Source organism: Tatumella ptyseos (genome assembly GCF_030552895.1).
Lineage (GTDB): Bacteria > Pseudomonadota > Gammaproteobacteria > Enterobacterales > Enterobacteriaceae > Rosenbergiella > Rosenbergiella ptyseos_A.
The window spans coordinates 2,164,060-2,184,558 of the sequence record NZ_CP130649.1; the positions used below are offsets into that span (position 1 = coordinate 2,164,060).

Sequence of the window (20,499 nt, forward strand, 5' to 3'; positions counted from 1 at the left end):
GCCCTTTTTATCAACGCTTATTCTTCTTCATATGCGCCATTAAACGCTTACGTTTACGCTGTTGCGTTGGCGTAAGTAGGTTACGTTTGCCAGCGAAGGGGTTCTCACCCTCTTTAAATTGAATACGGATTGGCGTTCCCATCACATTCAACGTCCGACGATAATAGTTCATCAAATAACGTTTATAAGAATCCGGTAAATCCTTCACTTGGTTACCGTGGATCACTACGATAGGTGGGTTATATCCCCCCGCATGCGCGAACTTCAGTTTAACGCGGCGACCACGTACCAGAGGCGGTTGATGATCGTCCTGCGCCATATGCATGATACGCGTCAGCATCGCCGTATTAACGCGCTTAGTAGAACTATCGTAAGCTTCAGTAATGGATTCAAATAAGTTACCGACACCACTACCGTGTAACGCAGAGATAAAGTGGACGCGGGCGAAATCGATAAAGCCTAAACGGTAATCCAGCGCTTCTTTGATTTCATCTCTGACTTCTTGAGACAGGCCATCCCACTTATTCACGACGATTACTAATGAACGCCCACTGTTAAGAATAAAACCTAATAGTGACAAGTCTTGGTCAGAGATCCCTTCCCGCGCATCGATTACTAACAGTACGACGTTAGCATCTTCAATCGCTTGCAGCGTTTTGATGACTGAGAATTTCTCGACCGCATCATGCACTTTACCGCGCTTACGCACACCGGCAGTATCGATCAAGACATAGTCACGCTCGTCACGTTCCATCGGAATATAGACGCTATCACGTGTGGTGCCAGGCATGTCATACACAACAACCCGGTCTTCACCTAAAATACGGTTGGTGAGGGTCGATTTACCCACGTTAGGACGACCAACAATGGCTAATTTGATCGGCAACGTCGTTGGGTCAAACTCTTCTTCTTCTTCGAGTTGTTCCAGCTCTTCCGCTTCCAGATCGGCCCAATACGCGGCGTTTTCTTCTTCTTCAGTCAGCGGTGCTTGTTCTTCTTTCTTATCCATCCACGGGAACAACGCTGTTTCTAATAGCGATGTCACGCCACGACCATGCGATGCTGCGATAGCATGGATTTCGCCCATGCCCAGTGACCAGAAATCACTGATTGCCGCATCGGCATCCAAACCATCGGTTTTGTTGGCGACTAAAAAGGTCGCTTTTTCACGTGAACGTAAATGCTGAGCGATTTGCTCATCCGCAGGCATCACGCCGGCACGGGCATCCACCATAAATAGGACGACATCTGCCTCTTCAATCGCTAATAACGATTGTGCCGCCATCCGCGTTTCAACACCTTCTTCGGTGCCATCAATACCACCGGTATCGATACAAATGAACTCGCGACCTTCAACTTCAGCTCGCCCGTACTTGCGATCGCGCGTCAGACCGGGAAAGTCCGCAACCAGCGCATCACGTGTGCGAGTTAACCGATTGAATAATGTTGACTTTCCAACATTCGGGCGCCCAACCAGCGCGACCACAGGTACCATAATAAAGCCTCATGACAAAATAAATCTGCTAACCCAACTTTTATTCGCAAGCACGCTTAATCCAATAAAAGTGGCTTACCATAAAAAATAAACGGCTCCTGTAGAACAGGAGCCGTGCAATATAACACACCTAAGCGAAATTGCTGAGGATGTTTAACGCGAGATAGAGTAAACCTCGCCGCCTTTCGCCTGAATCAGCAATTTGCTGCCCGCGACAACCGGATCAGTTTGGAAGCCTGAGCTGTCGACTTTTTGCTGGGAAACAAAGCGTCCGTCAGCGGTATTAATCCAGTGTAGATAGCCTTCACTATCCCCTACCACTAAGTAACCGTCGAATAGGACAGGTGAGGTTAAGTTACGATGCAGTAATTCACTTTGACGCCAGATCGCGACACCGCCATCCGTATTCAGCGCAATCACACGGTCGTCTTGGTCGACTAAGTAAATATTAGTCCCTTCAACGATGATGTTTTTCACGCCGCCCACATCACGCTTCCAGATCACTTGACCAGAACGTAAGTCCATTGCTGTTAAGCTGCCATTGTACGCTAAGGCATAGACCACGTTATTAACAATGATTGGTGTCGTATCTACGTCATTAAGACGATCGATTTCCGTCGCGCCACTTGGCTGCGAAATACGCTGCTGCCAGATGATTTGACCTTGATTCAGGATAACCGCACTCACACGTCCGTTATCACCGCCAACAATCGCTCCGCCGTAAGCTACAGCGGGTGCTGATTCGCCGCGCAATGATAGCGAAGGAATATCAAGGTTGACTGACCACTTGATAGCACCAGATTGTTGGTCCAGCGCCTGTAAGATACCGTTACTTTGGTGAATAAGGACTAAGCCGTCGCTGACCACTGGCCGCGACATCGCTTCTCCAGTAACTTGAGTCTTCCACAACGTTTTCCCATCCGCAGCGTTCAACGCATAGACTGCGCCACGCTCGCTACCGATGTATAAGGTTGAGCCATCAACGGTGATACCGCCAGACAGTAGGGCTGACAGGTTACTGGAGAAGAAGCCTTGTTTTTCAGACAGGTCGATCGACCATTTCTCTTTACCACTCGTCGCATCTAAGGCTTTAACCGTACCATGTCGGTCAGCAGCATAGACGGTACCCTCTTGCCAAGCAGGGTGCAGGTTAGAGTAGTAGTTTCCAACACCATCACCAACCGAAGTGCTCCAAGTTGTAGACGGAGTAAATTGATTCTGTACTTTTGGTAGAGGGGCCATTTTCACGACGTCCTCTTCACCACTGAACAGCGAACAACCACTTAATAGAGTGGCCGAAATGATTGCCGGCAGCAGGTATTTACGTAATTCCATGCGCTCTCTCACTGGCTTAGCTAAAATTATTCAATTTAGTTTGCATCATCTGCTTCACTGCAGGTGATACCTCTGATTTTATCCCTTGACGCCACGCAGCGGCTGCGCCCTGCTTATCGCCTTTATTTAACAGGATGTCGCCACGAATATCCGCGGCAAGGCCGGTCCAGTTATCCCCTTTTACCGCATCTAAAGTCTTTAAGGCTGCATCAGGATTTTTTAGCTCAGATTGCACCCGAGCAAGACGTAGACGAATCACCGCTTGTAAGCTTTGGTCTGAGGAGTCTTGTAGACCTTGCTCTAAGATTTTCTCTGCATTCTGCAGGTCATTCTTATCTACATAGGTCTTGGCCAACGTCAGTGATGCCAAAGCACCATAACTGGTTTTATCATGATCGACAAAGCTGGCGAGTGCCTGAATTGACGCAGAATCATCCGCCTTCAACGTTGATGTCAGTTGTTGATAACGGTCCGATGACGCTAAAGCATTATTTTGTTGATGGTTAACCCAAAAACGCCATCCCACCAATGCGGCAATCCCAATCACTGCTCCGACCGCAAGAGCCTTTCCATTGTTTGCAAAAAACTGTTTAACTGCTTCAGTTTGATCACGTTGATTGTCGTTGTTATAAACTTCCACCCGTCCTACTCCTGTATAACTCTCTACCTGCCACGCGCTTACTCGGCGAGAAGCGCCGCCTGTAATTCGGCCAGTACATCCTGAGAACTGACTAACTTCTGTTCGCCACGAGCTAAGTCTTTAATCACCACTTGCCCGTTGTTGACTTCATCTTCACCCAGTACTAATGCGACTTTCGCACCATTTTTATCTGCACGAGCAAATTGCTTCTTGAAGTTTCCGCCACCAAAATTAGTCATAATTTTCAAGCTAGGCGCTTGATCACGGAGCGTTTCGGCAAGTTGCATTGCTGCAGATTGCACACCTTGACCCGATGATATGACGTAGACATCGACTTTGTTAACTGGTTCAAAGTCTGGGACGACAGATTGTACAAGCAGTACCAAACGCTCCAGACCCATCGCAAAACCGACGGCAGGTGTCGCACGTCCGCCTAACTGCTCGACGAGTCCGTCGTAACGCCCGCCTGCACAGACAGTACCTTGTGCACCAAGGCTACTCGTCACCCATTCGAAAACAGTGCGATTGTAATAATCTAATCCACGTACAAGGCGTTGGTTAATACGATAATTAATGCCTGCGTCGTCTAAGAATTGGCAGACGCCCGCGAAATGCTCGCGAGATTCTTCATCAAGATAATCGTGTAATTTAGGGGCATCATTCAGTAGCGCTTGAACGTCTGGGTTTTTACTATCGAGCACGCGTAATGGATTGGTATACATGCGACGTAGGCAGTCTTCATCCAATACGTCTTTATGCTGTTCTAAAAAGGCCACCAGTGCTTCGCGATAGGCAGCGCGAGCTTCTAATGAACCGATCGAGTTAAGCTCAAGCTCTACATGTTCAGCGATACCTAACACTTTCCACCAGCGAGCGGTCATCATGATCAGCTCTGCATCAATATCTGGACCTGTTAAGCCAAAAACTTCCGCACCCAGCTGGAAGAATTGACGATAACGACCTTTTTGCGGACGTTCATAACGGAACATCGGTCCCATATACCAAAGACGTTGCTCTTGGTTATAGAGCAGACCATGCTCGATTCCCGCACGAACACACCCCGCAGTTCCTTCAGGACGTAACGTTAAGCTTTCACCGTTACGATCATCAAAGGTATACATCTCTTTTTCAACCACATCGGTCACTTCACCAATGGCGCGTTTGAACAATGGCGTCTGTTCTACAATGGGCAGACGAATTTCACTGAAGCCGTAGCCTGCCAGAACTTGTTTCAGACTCTGTTCGATGCGCTGCCAGACTGCAGTATCGACTGGCAGGTAGTCGTTCATTCCACGTATCGCTTGAATATTTTTCGCCACGTTACAATCTCTTTATTTCAAATGCTAAAAACAGGGCACGGCAGCCCAGTTAACTAATTAATTATCGAGGTTCTGGATCGAAATCCGCGCATTTTCGTCAAGCATTGAGGCCTTTGCACGAATACGCGCTTCAAGTTGGTCAATCATATCATTGTTATCTAAGCGATCACGTTGACGGACACCATCTTCATAGAAGCCACTTTTTTTATTACCACCCGTAACGCCGAGGGTCGAGACGGTCGCTTCACCAGGACCATTCACCACGCAGCCGATAATCGAGACATCCATTGGCGTAATGATATCTTCCAAACGCTGTTCTAGGGCATTAACCGTCCCTATCACATCAAACTCTTGACGTGAGCAGGTTGGGCAAGCAATAAAGTTAATCCCACGTGAACGAATACGTAGTGATTTTAGGATATCGAAGCCTACTTTAATCTCTTCGATCGGGTCAGCCGCCAGAGAGACGCGTAATGTATCGCCAATACCTTCGGAAAGAAGCAGTCCTAAGCCGATTGCCGATTTCACCGCCCCAGCACGCGCCCCACCCGCTTCGGTAATACCTAAATGTAAAGGTTGTTTGATCTGCTGTGCGAGCAAACGGTAAGATTCGACCGCTAAGAAGACATCAGACGCTTTGACACTGACTTTAAATTGATCGAAGTTGAGACGATCCAAGTGTTCGACATGACGCAGTGCAGATTCAACCAATGCCTGTGGCGTAGGTTCACCGTATTTTTCCTGCAGATCTTTTTCCAGTGATCCAGCATTAACCCCGATACGGATCGGGATATTGTGATCGCGTGCGCAGTCCACCACTTGACGAATACGTTCGTTATTCCCGATATTTCCTGGATTAATCCGTAAGCAATCTACACCATACTCAGCCACTTTTAAGGCAATACGATAATCAAAATGAATATCTGCCACCAATGGCACATTCACTTGTTGCTTAATAAGTTTGAAAGCTTCGGCCGCGTCCATAGTGGGAACAGAAACCCGTATAATGTCCGCGCCTACGCGTTCTAACGCTCTGATCTGGTTGACCGTTGCCTCAACATCGGTGGTACGAGTATTGGTCATTGATTGTACAGCGATGGGAGCCCCATCGCCGATTGGCACCTTACCAACGTAAATACGGGTCGATTTACGACGGTTAATGGGAGCCTCGTTATGCATAGCTTTTCTCCACTAGCCTCAATGTTAACGCTTACGCGCCCACATTCAGACGTGCTACCTGATTACGATGAACAAAACGGCTTAAATCAACGGGTTGACCACGGAACTGGACCGAGACCGAAGCAGGAGCGCCGATTTTAAGATGATAAGGAAGCTTACCGGTGAGATTTAACGTGCCACCGTTATGTTGTAAGCCACTGAAAAGTTTTTTACCGTTTGCATCACTAATTTCTAACCAGCAGTCACCGGTAAATTGTAAGGTCAAGGCATCCGGACTCGCTGGGTTCTGCTGCGCGTCCGCCGACGTAGTGGTTGCAGGTTGAGCAGGAAGCGATGTAGACACTGCTGGCGCGGGTGTCGTCGCTGCTGGCGTTTGTACTGCAGTTGTCGAGTTTGCCGCTGGCGCCATTGCGCTATTATCGCTAGAAGGTGCGGTCGTAGCGGTAGGGGCTGATTCGGGTTGTGCGGTAGGTTCTGGCTGCGCGTCAGTGGCTGCAGGTTGAGATTCGCTCTGAGTCGCTTGCTGAGATGATGGATCAGTAGATAATGGAATAGACTGACTAGTACCGGTTCCTTCATTATCTTGCGTCGACACACTGTTAGTGAGTTCGCTTTGCGCGGCTTTATGATTTTGCCACCACCACGCAACGGTCAGTCCCACCACGACGAAAATAATTAACCACGTGAAAGTCGTCAGTAGACCATCGCGTTTCTTCCTACTACGACGGCTGTTAAGCGAATAATTCTGCATAGGCGTAATTTTCGCTGGGCGAATAGTCGCATGTTGCGTTGCTTCAGGCAGTACATCGGCTTCAGGGACCTGTACCAAGCGAGCATAAGAGCGGATATATCCACGTAAGAAAGTCGCAGCAAGTTCAGCCGGCGCTTTATCATCTTCAATATCACGCACGGTAGAGAGCTTTAGGCAAAGTCTATCAGCAACATTTTGTTGCGTCAGACCTTTCGCTTCACGGGCTTGACGTAAACGCTCACCCGCAGAGGCTTTAATAATGTCTTGGTTGGCTTCAGTATTCATTCGCAATTTAACGTCAGTACTGTATCGAGGGTGAAAAATTCGTGCTAACGGTAAGGTGTCTGTGACGCTGGCGACCCACTACGGCGTTACACGGCGATAATTTTATGCTTCACATCAATCTGTTGAAATGGCTCTTGGTAAGAATAGTGCGTTTATAAGATAGTGCTGCAAATTACGCTGACCTATTCAAATACGGCTGATTCGCCCCCTTCAACAGTTATTCTTCTCGCGACAATATTCAGGTGCTAAACGTCATGACTCCGGTAAACAAACATCCGAAGAATTTTTTCTCGGCTCACCCTTTTGATTACCCATTGTTTTTTCATCACGTTTACTTACACGTCGCGCTTTATCATACTGCCCTAAAGTACAGAGAAAAGCACCGTAATTATCACGTAGCCTGGTATTTTCTGGAGCCATCTGAAAAGCTCGTTGATAATACAAATGCGCGGTGGCGGTATCGCCTTGCTGTGCCGCTATCTGTGCTAGCCCCCACCATCCTTGTGCATTTTTGGGTTGCAGAGCGACCACTTTTCGATAATTCCGTGTAGCATGGGCGAACTGCTTCGCCTGAAGATATTGCTCCCCAAGATAGAGCCGCGTCGCCACGCTTTGCTCATTTACCGGGTACTGCTGACAGCCAGCAAGCGCACCAATGCTGAGCACTATAACTTTCCATTTCATCGTAGTCTCACCCTTTTCATCCTTGATAAGGGCGAGCATGCCAGAATCAGTACCGAAACCGTTCTGGTAACCACCTAAGGCTAGACGGCTTTCACAGAAATTTGTTCGCCTGCCATCTTCTTACGTAAAGTACGTTTAGTTCGATCGATAACATCACCCGCCAACTGACCACAGGCCGCGTCGATGTCATCCCCACGCGTCTTACGGACGATGGTGGTAAAGCCATAATCCATCAATACCTTAGAGAAACGGTCGATGCGGCTATTAGAACTTCTTCCATAAGGAGCACCTGGGAAGGGATTCCATGGAATCAAGTTAATTTTACTTGGTGTATCTTTGAGTAATGCCGCTAATTCGTGTGCGTCATCGGTACTGTCGTTGACGTGATCAAGCATGACATATTCGATAGTCACTCGACCTTGGTTTGCATTTGACTTACCGATATACCGTTTTACGGCCGCTAAAAAGGCTTCAATATTGTATTTCTTATTGATTGGCACAATTTCATCGCGCACTTTATCGTTTGAGGCATGCAGAGAAATAGCAAGCGCGACATCAATCATATCACCCAATTTATCCAGCGCAGGAACGACACCTGATGTTGATAGGGTAACGCGACGTTTGGATAACCCGAATCCGAAATCATCAAGCATGATCTCCATCGCCGGCACAACGTTAGTGAGGTTAAGTAATGGTTCTCCCATTCCCATCATCACGACGTTAGTGATAGGACGCTGTCCGGTCACCTTTGCGGCACCGATAATTTTCGCTGCGCGCCATACTTGCCCAATAATCTCTGAAACTTTTAAATTACGGTTAAATCCCTGTTGTGCGGTCGAGCAGAATTTACACTCCAACGCGCAGCCGACTTGTGAGGATACACACAAGGTCGCACGGTCTTTCTCTGGAATATAAACAGTCTCGACTAATTGGTCACCGACTCGAATCGCCCACTTGATCGTACCGTCTGAAGATCGCATTTCTTCCGCGACTTCTGGTGCGCGGATCTCCGCCATGTCACTGAGCTTTTGACGAAATTTTTTATTGATATCCGTCATTTGCTCAAAATCGTCACAGCAGTAGTGGTAAATCCACTTCATAATCTGGTCTGCGCGGAAAGGCTTTTCGCCTAAGGAGGCGACAAACTTACGCATTTCTGTGCGATTCAGGTCGAGTAAGTTAACCTTGGTGGATTTAACAGGCGTAATAGCTGGTGCGAAAATTTCTGGGGTGGTGATAGAGTCTGACATAGTAATCTCTGGCCTCGTTGTTACACGTTATGGCACGTAAAAGGAATTAAAATTTAAAAAAACACACCCCCTCACAAGGTAAGGGGGTGCGTAGTGTACATCCATCTGCTTATAGATGCGAATGTACTGTGTTCGACACGTTAAAAAATTAACGAGTACGTGCACACACTTCTTCAGCAGAGAAGAAGTAAGCAATTTCACGTGCTGCAGACTCAGCAGAGTCAGAACCGTGAGTTGCGTTTTCGGTGAAGCTGTCAGCGTAATCTGCACGCAGAGTACCGGCTAAGGCATTGTCTGGGTTAGTTGCGCCCATCAGGTCACGGTGACGTTGGATAGCGTTTTCGCCTTCTAATACAGAAACAACAACTGGACCAGAAGTCATGAACTCAACCAGACCATCAAAGAATGGACGGCCTTTGTGCTCAGCGTAGAAGCCTTCTGCTTGCTCTTTAGTCAGTTGCAGCATTTTAGCGCCCACGATTTTGAAGCCAGCGCTTTCAAAACGGTTGTAGATTGCACCAATTACATTTTTAGCAACGGCGTTTGGCTTAATGATAGAAAAAGTACGTTCGATTGTCATAGTGACCTCAGTCTGAGCTTGCAAAATACCCTAGCGCCATCCTGTCATCGTGGACGGGCGGCGATAGTGAGAAACGGCGCCGATTATAGGTGGCAAACGCGTCGTTGCCTAGGCTAATCCATTATTTTTTATCTTTTTGTACTGATTTTCTTCTTCTATCGCGGCTTATCATAGTATTGAGCGGTTAACCTTATCCAGACTAAAAAGCTCCGTGACAAATTACCTAAGCTTTGCCACTCTGTTCACCTTGACGTTTTTAGGAGTGGAGAGACATGAGTCAAACTGTTTTCGTTACGCCACACTGGCTGGCTGAGCACCTCAACGATACCGGAATACAGGTTGTCGATGCGCGTTTATTACCCCCAGGACAAGAACGACTCCGTGATGTTAAGCAAGAATACCTTGCTGGGCATCTCCCTGAGGCCGTCTTCTTTAATATTGAGCATCTCTCTGATAGCCAAAGCCCCTACCCTCATATGTTACCTCGTGCGGATCATTTTGCGGTGGCGATGAGAGAGCTTGGCGTCGATCATGAAAAACACCTTATCGTTTATGATGAGGGGAATCTGTTTTCTGCGCCGCGAGCCTGGTGGATGCTTCGTCACTTCGGTGTTGAAAAAGTGTCGATATTAGCGGGCGGTTTAAAGGCTTGGCAACAAGCAAACTTACCGCTCGCCACCGGCGAAGTTACCTTACCGCCAACGCAATTCGAGGTTCAGGTAGCTGATAATGCCGTCGTCCCCCTGACTAAAATGTTACTCCTAAGTCACGAAGGTGGCATGCAGATTATCGATGCACGCTCTGCCCCACGTTTTAATGCCGAGGCCGACGAACCTCGACCGGGATTGCGTCGTGGCCATATTCCCAATAGCCTCAACCTACCTTGGGACCACTTAGTGAGTGAAGGACGCCTAAAAGATAATGACACGTTACAGGCACTGTTCGAGAAAGCGGGCGTCGATACCACTCAGCCTGCCGTCGTGACCTGCGGTTCGGGGGTTACCGCGGTGGTACTCTTACTCGCCTTGTACCAGCTAGGGCAACAGCAGGTCAAACTTTATGATGGTTCGTGGGGCGAGTGGGGAAGTCGAGACGATTTACCGGTAAGGCCTTAGGCGGCCAACCGCGGGAATGACAAGTCGTTAAGATGGAAACCAAGTGAGCGTAACCGGGCCAGTTAGGGGTCTATGGCTTCAAAATCTCCGGTCTCGGTTCGCGTTAGGCATGGTGGTAATGCCCATCGTGCCTTATCCTCTTTGAAACAGCTTCCAACAGTGTCTAGCGAATGATTGGGCGACTGCCTGCATTGTTTTCTCAATCCCCTTTTTTCATTATTCGCTAGTCAGGCTTTGTACTGTTGACCGAAATGCTTGAGGCATAGACGCCCTAAATATCTCGGTCAACTTAATAATGACTCGCCCCTTTTGATGGATCCCATCGTTACTCCCGCCCATTTCTCGACCTATCTTATGCAGGAGTTGTGTATTTTGTATAGAAGATTAAAAACACTTGCTCCTTAGTAAGGACAGCCTAGGTTATCCCCTATCAAGGAAGAGGGACCTTGCATGATTAAATCTTTTAAGCACAAAGGATTGAAAAGGTTTTCCAGACGGGCCAGACAGCAGGTATTCAAGCAGATCAAGTCTCAAAGCTCAGGCTGAGGCTTGCCTTCATCCATGCCGCTGTCGAAATATTGGATATTAATATTCAGGGTTATGATCTTCACGCACTCAAGGAAACCAGAAAAGGCATTTAGTCCACAGCGGTGACAGGTAACTGGCGTATAAGCCTCGAATTCAAAGATGGCGATGCCTACATCATTATCGATGAGGACTACCACTAATGAGCGAAATGTTTAATCCCCCTCATGTTGGGGAGGTTGTTGCAGAGATTATTGAGGGCATAAATATAGGCACTCGTGAATTTTAGAGCGATGAACATCTCTCCATCCTCTGCACACCGGTTACTTAACGGCCAAACAGTAGTAACGCCTGATATGGCGATTAAGACATCTGCCGTATTAGGGAATACCCCTAAGTTTTGGCTTAATTTACAAACTAACTACAGCCTTTATCATGCAGAATAGACGGTTGATACGTCTCACTTACGCCGACTGGTAGCAGATACCCCTTGTGCTGCCATGGCACAATCCAAACCCTAGAAAGAACCGTCACCGAAGAGCGTGTAAGTCGTCACTCTGTATATCAAAGTTTGATGAAGTATTAGGGTTTTTGGCTGGTAACCATTGATGATCATATTGATAGTCAATAAATAGCGGTGGCAGCCTAGTATCAAGCGGTGAGCGTATTTGCTATTAAGAGAAACCCCTTAGGGTTGGTACTCCAACTTTCGGGGGCCGCTCACTTCTACAAGATCCGCTGACTCCCCTTGAAATCTCGCAGGAAGCTGCCCCAACGTCTTTCATAAAATGGGGTGATGTGCGCAGTGAAAAAGTGACTCACCCCAGTAGGCTGGTCAGTAATTTCACAAAGATCAATTAAAGCATCATCAGCTAATGTGTCCACCGCGACTTGACCCGCTTGCTGGATAATCGCGTCAATCTCACCGTCGGTTTCAATTCCTAACAGCAAATTAGCAGGTGCCCCCTCTCCTTCCCGTATCTCAGCGAGGAAGGCACGACGTACAGGCTTAAGTCCCGCAAAGAGTGTGGTAAGAGAACTGACCAGCTGGGCAGGTGGTTCATCGACCGCCGAGATCAGTAATGCTTCGCCGCCTTCGATGATACGCTGTTCAGAAAGCGCATCGCCGCGATTGTCGAGTAATGCCGCAATCTCGCTAGCTGAAAACTCTTTTCCTGTGCTGCGTTTAGGATTGAGGAAGAGATTTTCTCCCCGCGTCAGCTCAAAAAGCGTTTTTACAGGAAGCTTGACCCAAGGCTCTCCCGGCTCGCATACCTCATTGAGAACCTGTTCTGAGGTAAAAAAAGGGATAACACTTTCGCCATCCGCTTTTTCCCAATGCGTCAGGTCGACGCCCGAGTCAGCTGTCAATTGTGGAGCAACACTGCGCCCTAAAACCCAGACATCAGCGTTAAGTAATGCCTGAAAGAAGGCAGGGCGATAGGCGGGCTCAGTGGCAGCCTGCTCCAACAGTTTTTCCAATTCAACAGACATATTAGGCTCTCGAGATAGGCAGGCTCTTCGCCTGCCTCGCAGATTATTTTAGTAACAGGTTGGCTAAGGTACGCACACCAATACCGGTAGCACCCGCTGACCACTGCTCGACGCCAGCCTTACGATAGGTGGCTGAACAGTCAATATGTAACCAGCCTTTCTTGTACTCAGTCACGAACCAAGATAAGAAGGCCGCAGCGCTGCTGGCACCTGCTGTGTGTGCTGGGCTAGCGATATTATTCAGGTCAGCGAAGTGAGAAGGTAGATGCTGACGATGGAATTCCGCTAACGGTAATCGCCAGAAGCTCTCTCCTTCAATGTCTGCGCTATGCAGCAGTGATTGCGCCGCGATATCATCAAAGCTGAACAGCGCATGGTAATCGTTACCAAGTGCCATCTTCGCCGCACCGGTCAAGGTCGCCGCATCGATGAGCAGTTCAGGCTGTTGTGCGCTGGCATCAATTAAACCATCTGCTAAGACTAAACGGCCTTCGGCATCGGTGTTCATCACTTCAACCGATTTACCATTACGATAATGGATAATATCGCCCAGACGCATCGCATTGCCGCTGACCATATTATCTGCGCAGCACAGAATCAGTTTTACACGCTTAGTTAATCCGCGAGCAATCGCTAAGGCTAAAGCACCAGTTAGGGTTGCTGCACCGCCCATATCTGACTTCATTGAGTCCATCGGTGCGCTAGGCTTCAGGCTATAGCCCCCCGTATCGAAGGTAATCCCTTTACCGACTAAGCAGGCAAAAACCGGTGTGGTATCGTCGCCGCTCGGGTTGTAGTCGAGGGTTAACAATGCTGGGGCACGCGTGGAAGCACGACCGACAGTATGCAGACCAAGATAGCCTTGCTCGCGAAGCTCATCACCTTTTAGGATGCGATAGGTGACGGCATTAGGGGCGACGTTATTCAGTAAATCGACCGCAGCGCGAGCTAACTCTTGAGGACCTAAATCTTCTGCAGGTTTATTGATGGTATCGCGTACCCAATCGATGATAGTCAAACGATGATCAAGTTCACTACGATCCGCCTCAGACAGCGTTGGCCAAGTGACGTGGCGCTGTCCTTTCGGCGAGCGGAAACCTTGCCAGAATGCCCAACAAGCTTCTAGATCCCATCCCTCACCACTCAATACGACTTGGCGGATACCTTGCTGATCAAGCTTACGTGCGGCACGCTGTATCGCACCATTCTTCTCCACTTCAGCAAGATGAATTGTCATCCCTTCAGCATGAGGGCTCATCAAGGCTTTGCTTCCCCAGCACTCTGCTGCGGGTTGCTGACTTAACTGTAAATGCATGGCTGTGGTCATCACTGACTCCTAAACTTATTCGTATTCGTCTATCCAGACTAACAAAATCGCTTCCAAGATTTTTTCGTTTGATGCGTCAGGGTTGTCATCAAACCCGTCTAATTCACAAATCCAGGCATGCAGATCAGTAAATCTTACGGTTTTAGGATCGGTATCTGGGTAGAGATCATATAAGGCTTCACCGATCTCTCGACTATCTGTCCATTTTATCGACATGCTTATTTCTCCATAGCAATCGGGCCAGAGTGTCGTCTGGCCCGATAAGGGATAAATCAGTGTTCCCGTGCGTGGTTCACGGTATAGCGAGGGAACTCGACAGTGAGGTCTTCGTCAGTCACGATCGCTTGGCAGCTCAGCCGGCTCTCTGGCTCCAACCCCCAAGCTTTATCGAGCATATCGTCTTCCAGCTCGGAGCTTTCCGCTAACGAGTCAAACCCTTCGCGTACTACACAGTGGCAGGTGGTACATGCACATGATTTTTCACAAGCATGCTCGACATCGATTCCATTGCGTAACGCGACGTTAAGAATCGTTTCTCCAGGCGTCGCATCATAAACACCGCCATCCGGTAATAAATCGGCGTGGGGTAAAATCACTACTTTTGGCATAATTAAACCTCATCCACAGAATGTCCGGTCAACGCTTGACGAATAGACTTGTCCATTCGTTGCGCGGCGAAATTCTGGGTAACTTGATCGAGTTGTTTTATTGCGTCAGCAATAGCTTGCGCATCAGACCCGGCGAGAGCCTCGCGTAGAGCTGCCTGCGCTAACGAAATTGCTTGCTGTTCTTCTTCACTGAGCAGTGCTGCATCTTCTGCTAGCGCACCGTCTAAACTTTCTAATACGCGTAAGCCATCGACTTTCTGCTCCGCCACTTTACGCGCCGAGATATCGTCCCGAGCGTGGGTCATCGAGTCGGTGAGCATTGTCGCGATCTCGTTTTCCGTTAGACCATAAGAGGGCTTCACTTGGATTGAGGCTTCGACGCCGGTGGATTTTTCCATCGCACTGACACTCAGCAAGCCATCGGCATCGACTTGGAAAGTAACGCGAATATGCGCGCCCCCTGCAGGCATTGCAGGGATTCCTCGTAAGGCAAAGCGAGCCAATGAACGGCAATCTTCGACCAGTTCACGTTCACCTTGTAGCACGTGAATGCTCATGGCGGTTTGACCATCTTTGAAAGTGGTAAACTCTTGCGCCCGTGCCACGGGAATAGTGGTATTACGAGGAATTACTTTCTCCGCTAAACCACCCATCGTCTCAAGCCCCAGAGAAAGTGGAATGACATCCAATAGCAGCATTTCGCTATCCGGCTTGTTCCCGGCAAGAATATCCGCCTGGATCGCAGCACCTAAGGCTACCACTTTATCAGGGTCGATGGAGGTGAGCGGCTCGCGCGAAAAGAACTCGCCTACTCGCTCGCGGACAGCAGGAACGCGAGTTGATCCACCGACCATGACCACTTGTACGATCTCATCTTCTTCAATGCCGGCATCTTTAACCGTACGACGGCACGCCAGCAAGGTGCGCTTAATTAATGGCGCAATCAACTGTTCGAACTGCTCGCGGGTTAATACTCCCACCCAGTCACCGATCGTAATCGTTGTCTGCGCTGCATCACTTAACGTTATTTTTGCTTGAGTTGCCGCATCTAAGACTTCGCGCAGTAAATGGCGATCAGACAGATCGGTAATTCCGGCTTGTTGTTGGATCCATTGCGCGACCAGCTGATCGAAATCATCGCCGCCCAACGCAGAGTCGCCACCCGTTGCCAACACTTCAAAAACACCACGGCTTAAACGCAGAATAGAGATATCAAAGGTGCCACCGCCTAAATCATAAACAGCGATAACGCCTTCTTGACCAGAATCCAAACCATATGCCACGGCCGCCGCAGTCGGCTCATTCAATAGCCGTAAAACCTTGAGTCCAGCCAAGCGAGCTGCATCTTTGGTTCCCTGACGTTGTGCGTCGTCAAAGTAAGCCGGAACGGTGATCACTACGCCCTCTAGTTCGCCCCCTAAGGTCTCTTCCGCTCGCTTAGCGAGAGTCGATAGGATCTCTGAGGAAACTGAAATAGGGTTGACCTGCCCCCCCGGCGTGGACATAAGAGGTAAACCGTTCTCGCTAGCGTGGAAATGATAAGGGAGCTGCGGATAACGCTGTTGCACATCGGCCAATGAGCGGCCGAGCAGACGCTTAACTGAACTGAAGGTATGAGCCGGATCGGTCACCGCTTGTTCACGAGCCTGCCATCCAACGATAGTCTCATCCGTGGTATAACGCACCACTGACGGCAGCAGATCGCGCCCTTGCGCGTCGGCCAAGGTCGTTGTTTCGCCACTCCGTACGGTAGCAACCAGTGAGTGAGTGGTCCCCAAGTCGATACCCGCCGCAAGGCGACGTTGGTGTGGAACGGAACTCAGGCCAGGTTCGCTGATTTGAAGTAACGCCATCGTGTATCCTTAAAAATCGAGCCATTTCTCTTCCAGTGCCTCGGCGTGCTCGGCGAGTCTGGTAAAGAAACGAAGTTTACGGACTGTATCGGCGGCTTGCTGCCACTGTTGATCGGCAAGTTGCTGCGCGACAACACTCATTAACGATTTATGCTGTTGTTTGATATCGCTTAAATAACCCGCTAATGCATCGCTATCCTGTTGCTGCTCAATGGTTTCCAAGTTTTCTCTGAGCGTCAGTTGCGCCATCAGAAACTCAGTATCGTGCATGGTATGTTGTTCGTTATTAATGTCATAACCATGCAGCGTGAGAATATATTCAGCACGAGGAAGCGGTTTACGTAGAGCTTGATACCCTTGATTGATATTTGCCGCAGTAGTCAGCGCCTGTAAGCGTTCGGCTTCAGGCTGAGTAGCAAAGTTATCGGGGTGATAACGGCGTTGCAAAGCTTGGTATCGCTCGGCAAGTGATGAAGTGTCGAGCGTGAAGCTTTCAGGCAGGTCAAACAGCGTAAAAAAGTTCATAAGCTATCAGTTCGCGTAAGACAAACTCATCGCCCCAGCGAGCTGGGGCGATGAGTTAAATCAGTGTATGACATCAAAGTTATACGTTAAAGCTTTCGCCGCAACCGCATTCATCTTTGACATTAGGATTATTGAATTTAAAGCCTTCGTTAAGCCCTTCTTTAACGAAATCTAATTCCGTCCCATCGAGGTAAACTAAGCTTTTGCCATCAACAATCACTTTAACGCCTTTGTCTTCGAAAACAAGATCATCAGGCTGTAATTCATCGACAAACTCTAGAACGTAAGCCATGCCTGAGCACCCTGAGGTGCGCACCGCGAGCCGAAGCCCAACGCCCTGTCCGCGGTTAGTTAAGAAGGCACTCACACGAGCTGCCGCTGAATCACTCAGGGAAATTGACATGTTAACTCCCTAACTTACTTAGCGGTTTTCTTGCTCTTGTAGTCATCGATAGCCGCTTTGATTGCATCTTCTGCAAGAATCGAGCAGTGGATCTTCACTGGCGGAAGTTCTAATTCTTCAGCGATTTGCATGTTGGAGATGCTCTGCGCTTCGTCTAGCGATTTCCCTTTTACCCACTCGGTGATGAGCGAGCTTGAAGCAATCGCAGAACCACAGCCGTAGGTTTTGAAACGCGCATCTTCGATGATGCCGGTATCACTGACTTTGATTTGTAGCTTCATGACGTCGCCACAAGCCGGTGCACCGACCATGCCGCTACCCACGCTTGGATCGGCATTATCAAATGAGCCCACGTTACGTGGATTTTCGTAGTGATCTATTACTTTTTCGCTGTAAGCCATGATATTTCTCCAAAATCTAAAAAATTAGTGGTGCGCCCATTCGATGCTATTTAAATCTACGCCGGCTTTGAACATCTCCCACAATGGAGATAAGTCACGGAGGCGACCGATAGATTTGTGGCATAAATCAATAGCATAATCGACTTCTTCTTCAGTGGTAAAGCGCCCTAAAGAGAAACGAATCGAGCTGTGAGCCAGTTCATCGTTCATTCCTAATGCACGCAGGACATAGGAAGGTTCCAAGCTTGCAGACGTACAGGCTGAACCGGACGATACGGCTAAATCTTTCAGCGCCATGATTAATGACTCACCTTCAACGTAGTTGAAGCTGACATTAAGAATGTTTGGTGCACCATTTTCTAGATCACCATTCAGATAGACTTCTTCCATATCTTTCAGGCCATCCCACAGGCGAGCGCGCAGTTTGCTAAGACGAGCCATTTCCGTGCTCATTTCTTCTTTCGCAATGCGGTAAGCTTCACCCATGCCGACGATTTGGTGAACAGGCAGTGTTCCTGAACGCATACCACGTTCGTGACCGCCACCATGGATTTGGGCTTCTAAACGGATACGCGGTTTGCGGCGTACGTATAAGCCACCGATACCTTTAGGCCCATAAATTTTATGCGCAGAGAAAGACATCAAATCAACTTTAAGCGTCGATAGGTCAATCGGTAATTTACCGACACTTTGCGTCGCATCGACGTGGAAGATGATACCTTTAGCACGGCAAATTTCACCTAAGCCAGCGATATCTTGTACCACACCGATTTCGTTATTCACGTGCATGACTGAAGCCAGAACGGTGTCGTCACGCAGTGCAGCAGTAAACTGCTCTAAAGTAATAAGACCATTAGCTTGTGGAGAAAGATAGGTGATCTCAAATCCTTCGCGCTCTAATTGACGGCAAGTATCTAAGACAGCTTTGTGCTCGGTTTTAACTGTTACAACGTGCTTACCTTTTTTCTGATAAAACGTTGCGGCACCTTTGATTGCCAAGTTGTCAGACTCGGTTGCACCAGAGGTGAAAACAATCTCACGCGGATCCGCACCAATCAATTCAGCAACTTGGTTACGAGCGATATCAACCGCCTCTTCCGCCTGCCAACCGAAACGGTGTGAACGCGATGCAGGGTTACCAAAATTGCCATCTTGGGTCATACATTGCATCATTTTTTCAGCAACGCGAGCATCAACAGGTGTCGTCGCTGAGTAGTCGAGATAAATCGGTAATTTCATTGCTCTTAAGCTCCGTACATCACTTCATTGCATGTTATATTTTATTGAAATTGATCATCGATAAAGCGTTAATGATTACGAGCCTACTGCACGTAATTTGACATCGATCTTCTCAGCGATACGGCCGGATTGCTGAAATCGACGATTATCGACAGTTGCTTGACGACCCGCAACATCCAAGATTTCTTGGTTGTTTACTAACTCCGCCAGCGAAATATTATTTAAAAAGTCACTGATTCTATCGCTCAAGTCGCGCCATAGTGCGTGCGTTAAACAACGCTCACCGCCTTGGCACCCTTCTTTACCTTGGCATTTGGTCGCGTCAACCGACTCATCAACAGCCATAATCACGGTACCGACCGAGATATTAGCGGCTTGCTGACCAAGAAGATAGCCACCACCGGGTCCACGTACGCTGGACACCAACTCATGCTTTCTCAGACGCGAGAACAACTGCTCTAAGTACGAGAGCGAAATTCCTTGGCGCTCTGAAATATCCGCCAGGGGTACTGGCCCTTCATGAGAGTGTAACGCAACGTCTAACATAGCGGTGACTGCGTAACGCCCTTTGGATGTCAGTCTCATTGTGATACGACCTCGGTTTTCACAGTTGTCAGAATGTTAAATAATTGATGCTGACAGTCTGACATTCCTGAGTGATTTGGTCAACTATTTACCTGACTAAATTACTCAGGTATTTAACCGAATGTGCGTATCACGGCACCCTAACCTTTAGGCTTTTCACCCTTCTGAAAGGAAGAGAGCATTCCACGCAGGATGTTCAATTCATCCCGTTCAGGGCGTGCACGGGTAAAGAGACGGCGAAGTTTACTCATCACTTGACTAGGGTTACCCTGACGAATAAAGCTACTTTCCAGCATCATGCCTTCCATATGCTGGTAGAAACGCTCTAAATCATCCACCAGTGGGTAAGGCGACTCTCCCGTTTGCGGCGCTACCGGAGACTGTTCACTCGCCAGCCATGCCATGCGGACTTCGTAAGCGATAATCTGTACAGCCATAGCGAGGTTCAATGAGCTGTAATCAGGGTTCGCGGGGATGGCAACGTGATAGTGACATTTTTGTAGCTCGTCGTTAGTTAAGCCCACGCGCTCGCGCCCAAAAACCAACGCGACCGGCGCTTGCTGTCCTTCTTCAACGCTTTTCATCCCGCACTCACGGGCATCCAGCATCGGCCAAGGCAGTGAACGAGAGCGTGCGCTGGTCCCCACCACTAAACTACACCCTGAGATCGCTTCGTCGAGTGTGTCGACAATGGTAGCGTTGCCGATCAGATCGCTAGCACCGGCAGCAAGCGAGATCGCTTGCGAGTCAGGTTTAAGCAATGGGTTAACCAGATAAAGGTTAGAAAGACCCATGGTTTTCATGGCACGGGCGACTGAGCCCATATTCCCGGTGTGAGAAGTTTCAACCAAGACAATTCGTATATTCTGTAACATAAGCAGGATTCATGTCGCCAAAAGAAATAAT

At 48.6% G+C, this 20,499-nt stretch carries 22 protein-coding genes; 2 read left to right on the forward strand and 20 right to left on the reverse strand.

The features are described from left to right. Window positions 1-10 precede the first annotated feature (10 nt). The 9 genes from der to ndk form a co-directional block, all read right to left on the reverse strand. Window positions 11-1,495 (reverse strand): ribosome biogenesis GTPase Der, encoded by a 1,485-nt coding sequence (der, locus tag QJR74_RS10290; RefSeq protein WP_099824658.1) that lies wholly within the window; start codon window positions 1,493-1,495, stop codon window positions 11-13. A gap of 153 nt (window positions 1,496-1,648) precedes the next feature. Beyond that, window positions 1,649-2,830: an outer membrane protein assembly factor BamB gene (bamB, locus tag QJR74_RS10295; RefSeq protein WP_304371781.1), complete on the reverse strand. Its 1,182-nt coding sequence runs from the start codon at window positions 2,828-2,830 to the stop codon at window positions 1,649-1,651. Between the two features lie 16 nt (window positions 2,831-2,846). Next, the gene (locus tag QJR74_RS10300; protein WP_304371782.1) at window positions 2,847-3,470 is read right to left on the reverse strand and encodes a YfgM family protein; all 624 of its coding nucleotides are present in this window, start codon (window positions 3,468-3,470) and stop codon (window positions 2,847-2,849) included. A gap of 38 nt (window positions 3,471-3,508) precedes the next feature. Next, the gene (gene hisS / locus QJR74_RS10305; protein WP_304371783.1) at window positions 3,509-4,789 is read right to left on the reverse strand and encodes a histidine--tRNA ligase; all 1,281 of its coding nucleotides are present in this window, start codon (window positions 4,787-4,789) and stop codon (window positions 3,509-3,511) included. Between the two features lie 57 nt (window positions 4,790-4,846). Then, window positions 4,847-5,968, reverse strand: coding sequence for a flavodoxin-dependent (E)-4-hydroxy-3-methylbut-2-enyl-diphosphate synthase (gene ispG, locus QJR74_RS10310; protein WP_304371784.1), 1,122 nt, complete (start codon window positions 5,966-5,968; stop codon window positions 4,847-4,849). Between the two features lie 31 nt (window positions 5,969-5,999). Continuing rightward, window positions 6,000-7,004: a cytoskeleton protein RodZ gene (gene rodZ, locus QJR74_RS10315; RefSeq protein ID WP_304371785.1), complete on the reverse strand. Its 1,005-nt coding sequence runs from the start codon at window positions 7,002-7,004 to the stop codon at window positions 6,000-6,002. Window positions 7,005-7,256: 252 nt separating this feature from the next. Next, window positions 7,257-7,688, reverse strand: coding sequence for a tetratricopeptide repeat protein (locus QJR74_RS10320; protein WP_304371786.1), 432 nt, complete (start codon window positions 7,686-7,688; stop codon window positions 7,257-7,259). 80 nt (window positions 7,689-7,768) lie between these two features. Continuing rightward, window positions 7,769-8,938, reverse strand: coding sequence for a bifunctional tRNA (adenosine(37)-C2)-methyltransferase TrmG/ribosomal RNA large subunit methyltransferase RlmN (locus tag QJR74_RS10325; RefSeq protein WP_304371788.1), 1,170 nt, complete (start codon window positions 8,936-8,938; stop codon window positions 7,769-7,771). A 148-nt stretch (window positions 8,939-9,086) separates the two neighbouring features. Next, on the reverse strand, window positions 9,087-9,518 hold the full coding sequence (gene ndk / locus QJR74_RS10330) for a nucleoside-diphosphate kinase (protein ID WP_048912436.1): 432 nt from the start codon (window positions 9,516-9,518) through the stop codon (window positions 9,087-9,089). A 272-nt stretch (window positions 9,519-9,790) separates the two neighbouring features. On the opposite strand from ndk, the gene sseA reads away from it, so the two are divergent. Then, complete coding sequence (sseA, locus tag QJR74_RS10335) at window positions 9,791-10,633, forward strand: 3-mercaptopyruvate sulfurtransferase (protein ID WP_304371789.1); 843 nt, start codon at window positions 9,791-9,793, stop codon at window positions 10,631-10,633. An 818-nt stretch (window positions 10,634-11,451) separates the two neighbouring features. After that, complete coding sequence (locus QJR74_RS15240) at window positions 11,452-11,604, forward strand: HigA family addiction module antitoxin (protein WP_441007609.1); 153 nt, start codon at window positions 11,452-11,454, stop codon at window positions 11,602-11,604. A 280-nt stretch (window positions 11,605-11,884) separates the two neighbouring features. On the opposite strand, the gene sseB is transcribed toward QJR74_RS15240, so the two are convergent. From sseB to trmJ, 11 genes are all read right to left on the reverse strand, one after another. Next, entirely contained in the window at window positions 11,885-12,652 is a 768-nt protein-coding gene (sseB, locus tag QJR74_RS10350) for an enhanced serine sensitivity protein SseB (protein WP_304371790.1), read from the reverse strand. Window positions 12,653-12,695: 43 nt separating this feature from the next. After that, on the reverse strand, window positions 12,696-13,979 hold the full coding sequence (pepB, locus tag QJR74_RS10355) for an aminopeptidase PepB (RefSeq protein WP_304371791.1): 1,284 nt from the start codon (window positions 13,977-13,979) through the stop codon (window positions 12,696-12,698). A 15-nt stretch (window positions 13,980-13,994) separates the two neighbouring features. After that, complete coding sequence (gene iscX / locus QJR74_RS10360; RefSeq protein ID WP_099824681.1) at window positions 13,995-14,195, reverse strand: Fe-S cluster assembly protein IscX; 201 nt, start codon at window positions 14,193-14,195, stop codon at window positions 13,995-13,997. A gap of 56 nt (window positions 14,196-14,251) precedes the next feature. Continuing rightward, window positions 14,252-14,587 carry an ISC system 2Fe-2S type ferredoxin gene (gene fdx, locus QJR74_RS10365; protein WP_304371793.1) on the reverse strand — a complete coding sequence of 112 codons (336 nt, stop codon included), beginning with the start codon at window positions 14,585-14,587 and terminating at the stop codon, window positions 14,252-14,254. A gap of 2 nt (window positions 14,588-14,589) precedes the next feature. Beyond that, window positions 14,590-16,440: a Fe-S protein assembly chaperone HscA gene (hscA, locus tag QJR74_RS10370; RefSeq protein WP_304371794.1), complete on the reverse strand. Its 1,851-nt coding sequence runs from the start codon at window positions 16,438-16,440 to the stop codon at window positions 14,590-14,592. 9 nt (window positions 16,441-16,449) lie between these two features. Continuing rightward, window positions 16,450-16,965, reverse strand: coding sequence for a co-chaperone HscB (gene hscB / locus QJR74_RS10375; RefSeq protein ID WP_304371795.1), 516 nt, complete (start codon window positions 16,963-16,965; stop codon window positions 16,450-16,452). Window positions 16,966-17,044: 79 nt separating this feature from the next. After that, the gene (iscA, locus tag QJR74_RS10380; protein WP_062812050.1) at window positions 17,045-17,368 is read right to left on the reverse strand and encodes an iron-sulfur cluster assembly protein IscA; all 324 of its coding nucleotides are present in this window, start codon (window positions 17,366-17,368) and stop codon (window positions 17,045-17,047) included. A 14-nt stretch (window positions 17,369-17,382) separates the two neighbouring features. After that, window positions 17,383-17,769: a Fe-S cluster assembly scaffold IscU gene (iscU, locus tag QJR74_RS10385; protein ID WP_048912456.1), complete on the reverse strand. Its 387-nt coding sequence runs from the start codon at window positions 17,767-17,769 to the stop codon at window positions 17,383-17,385. A gap of 24 nt (window positions 17,770-17,793) precedes the next feature. Next, the gene (locus tag QJR74_RS10390) at window positions 17,794-19,008 is read right to left on the reverse strand and encodes an IscS subfamily cysteine desulfurase (protein ID WP_304371797.1); all 1,215 of its coding nucleotides are present in this window, start codon (window positions 19,006-19,008) and stop codon (window positions 17,794-17,796) included. Window positions 19,009-19,083: 75 nt separating this feature from the next. Further along, window positions 19,084-19,593, reverse strand: a complete 510-nt coding sequence (iscR, locus tag QJR74_RS10395) for a Fe-S cluster assembly transcriptional regulator IscR (RefSeq protein ID WP_099824685.1) — start codon at window positions 19,591-19,593, stop codon at window positions 19,084-19,086. 140 nt (window positions 19,594-19,733) lie between these two features. Next, window positions 19,734-20,468 carry a tRNA (cytosine(32)/uridine(32)-2'-O)-methyltransferase TrmJ gene (gene trmJ, locus QJR74_RS10400; protein WP_304371798.1) on the reverse strand — a complete coding sequence of 245 codons (735 nt, stop codon included), beginning with the start codon at window positions 20,466-20,468 and terminating at the stop codon, window positions 19,734-19,736. Window positions 20,469-20,499 lie beyond the last annotated feature (31 nt).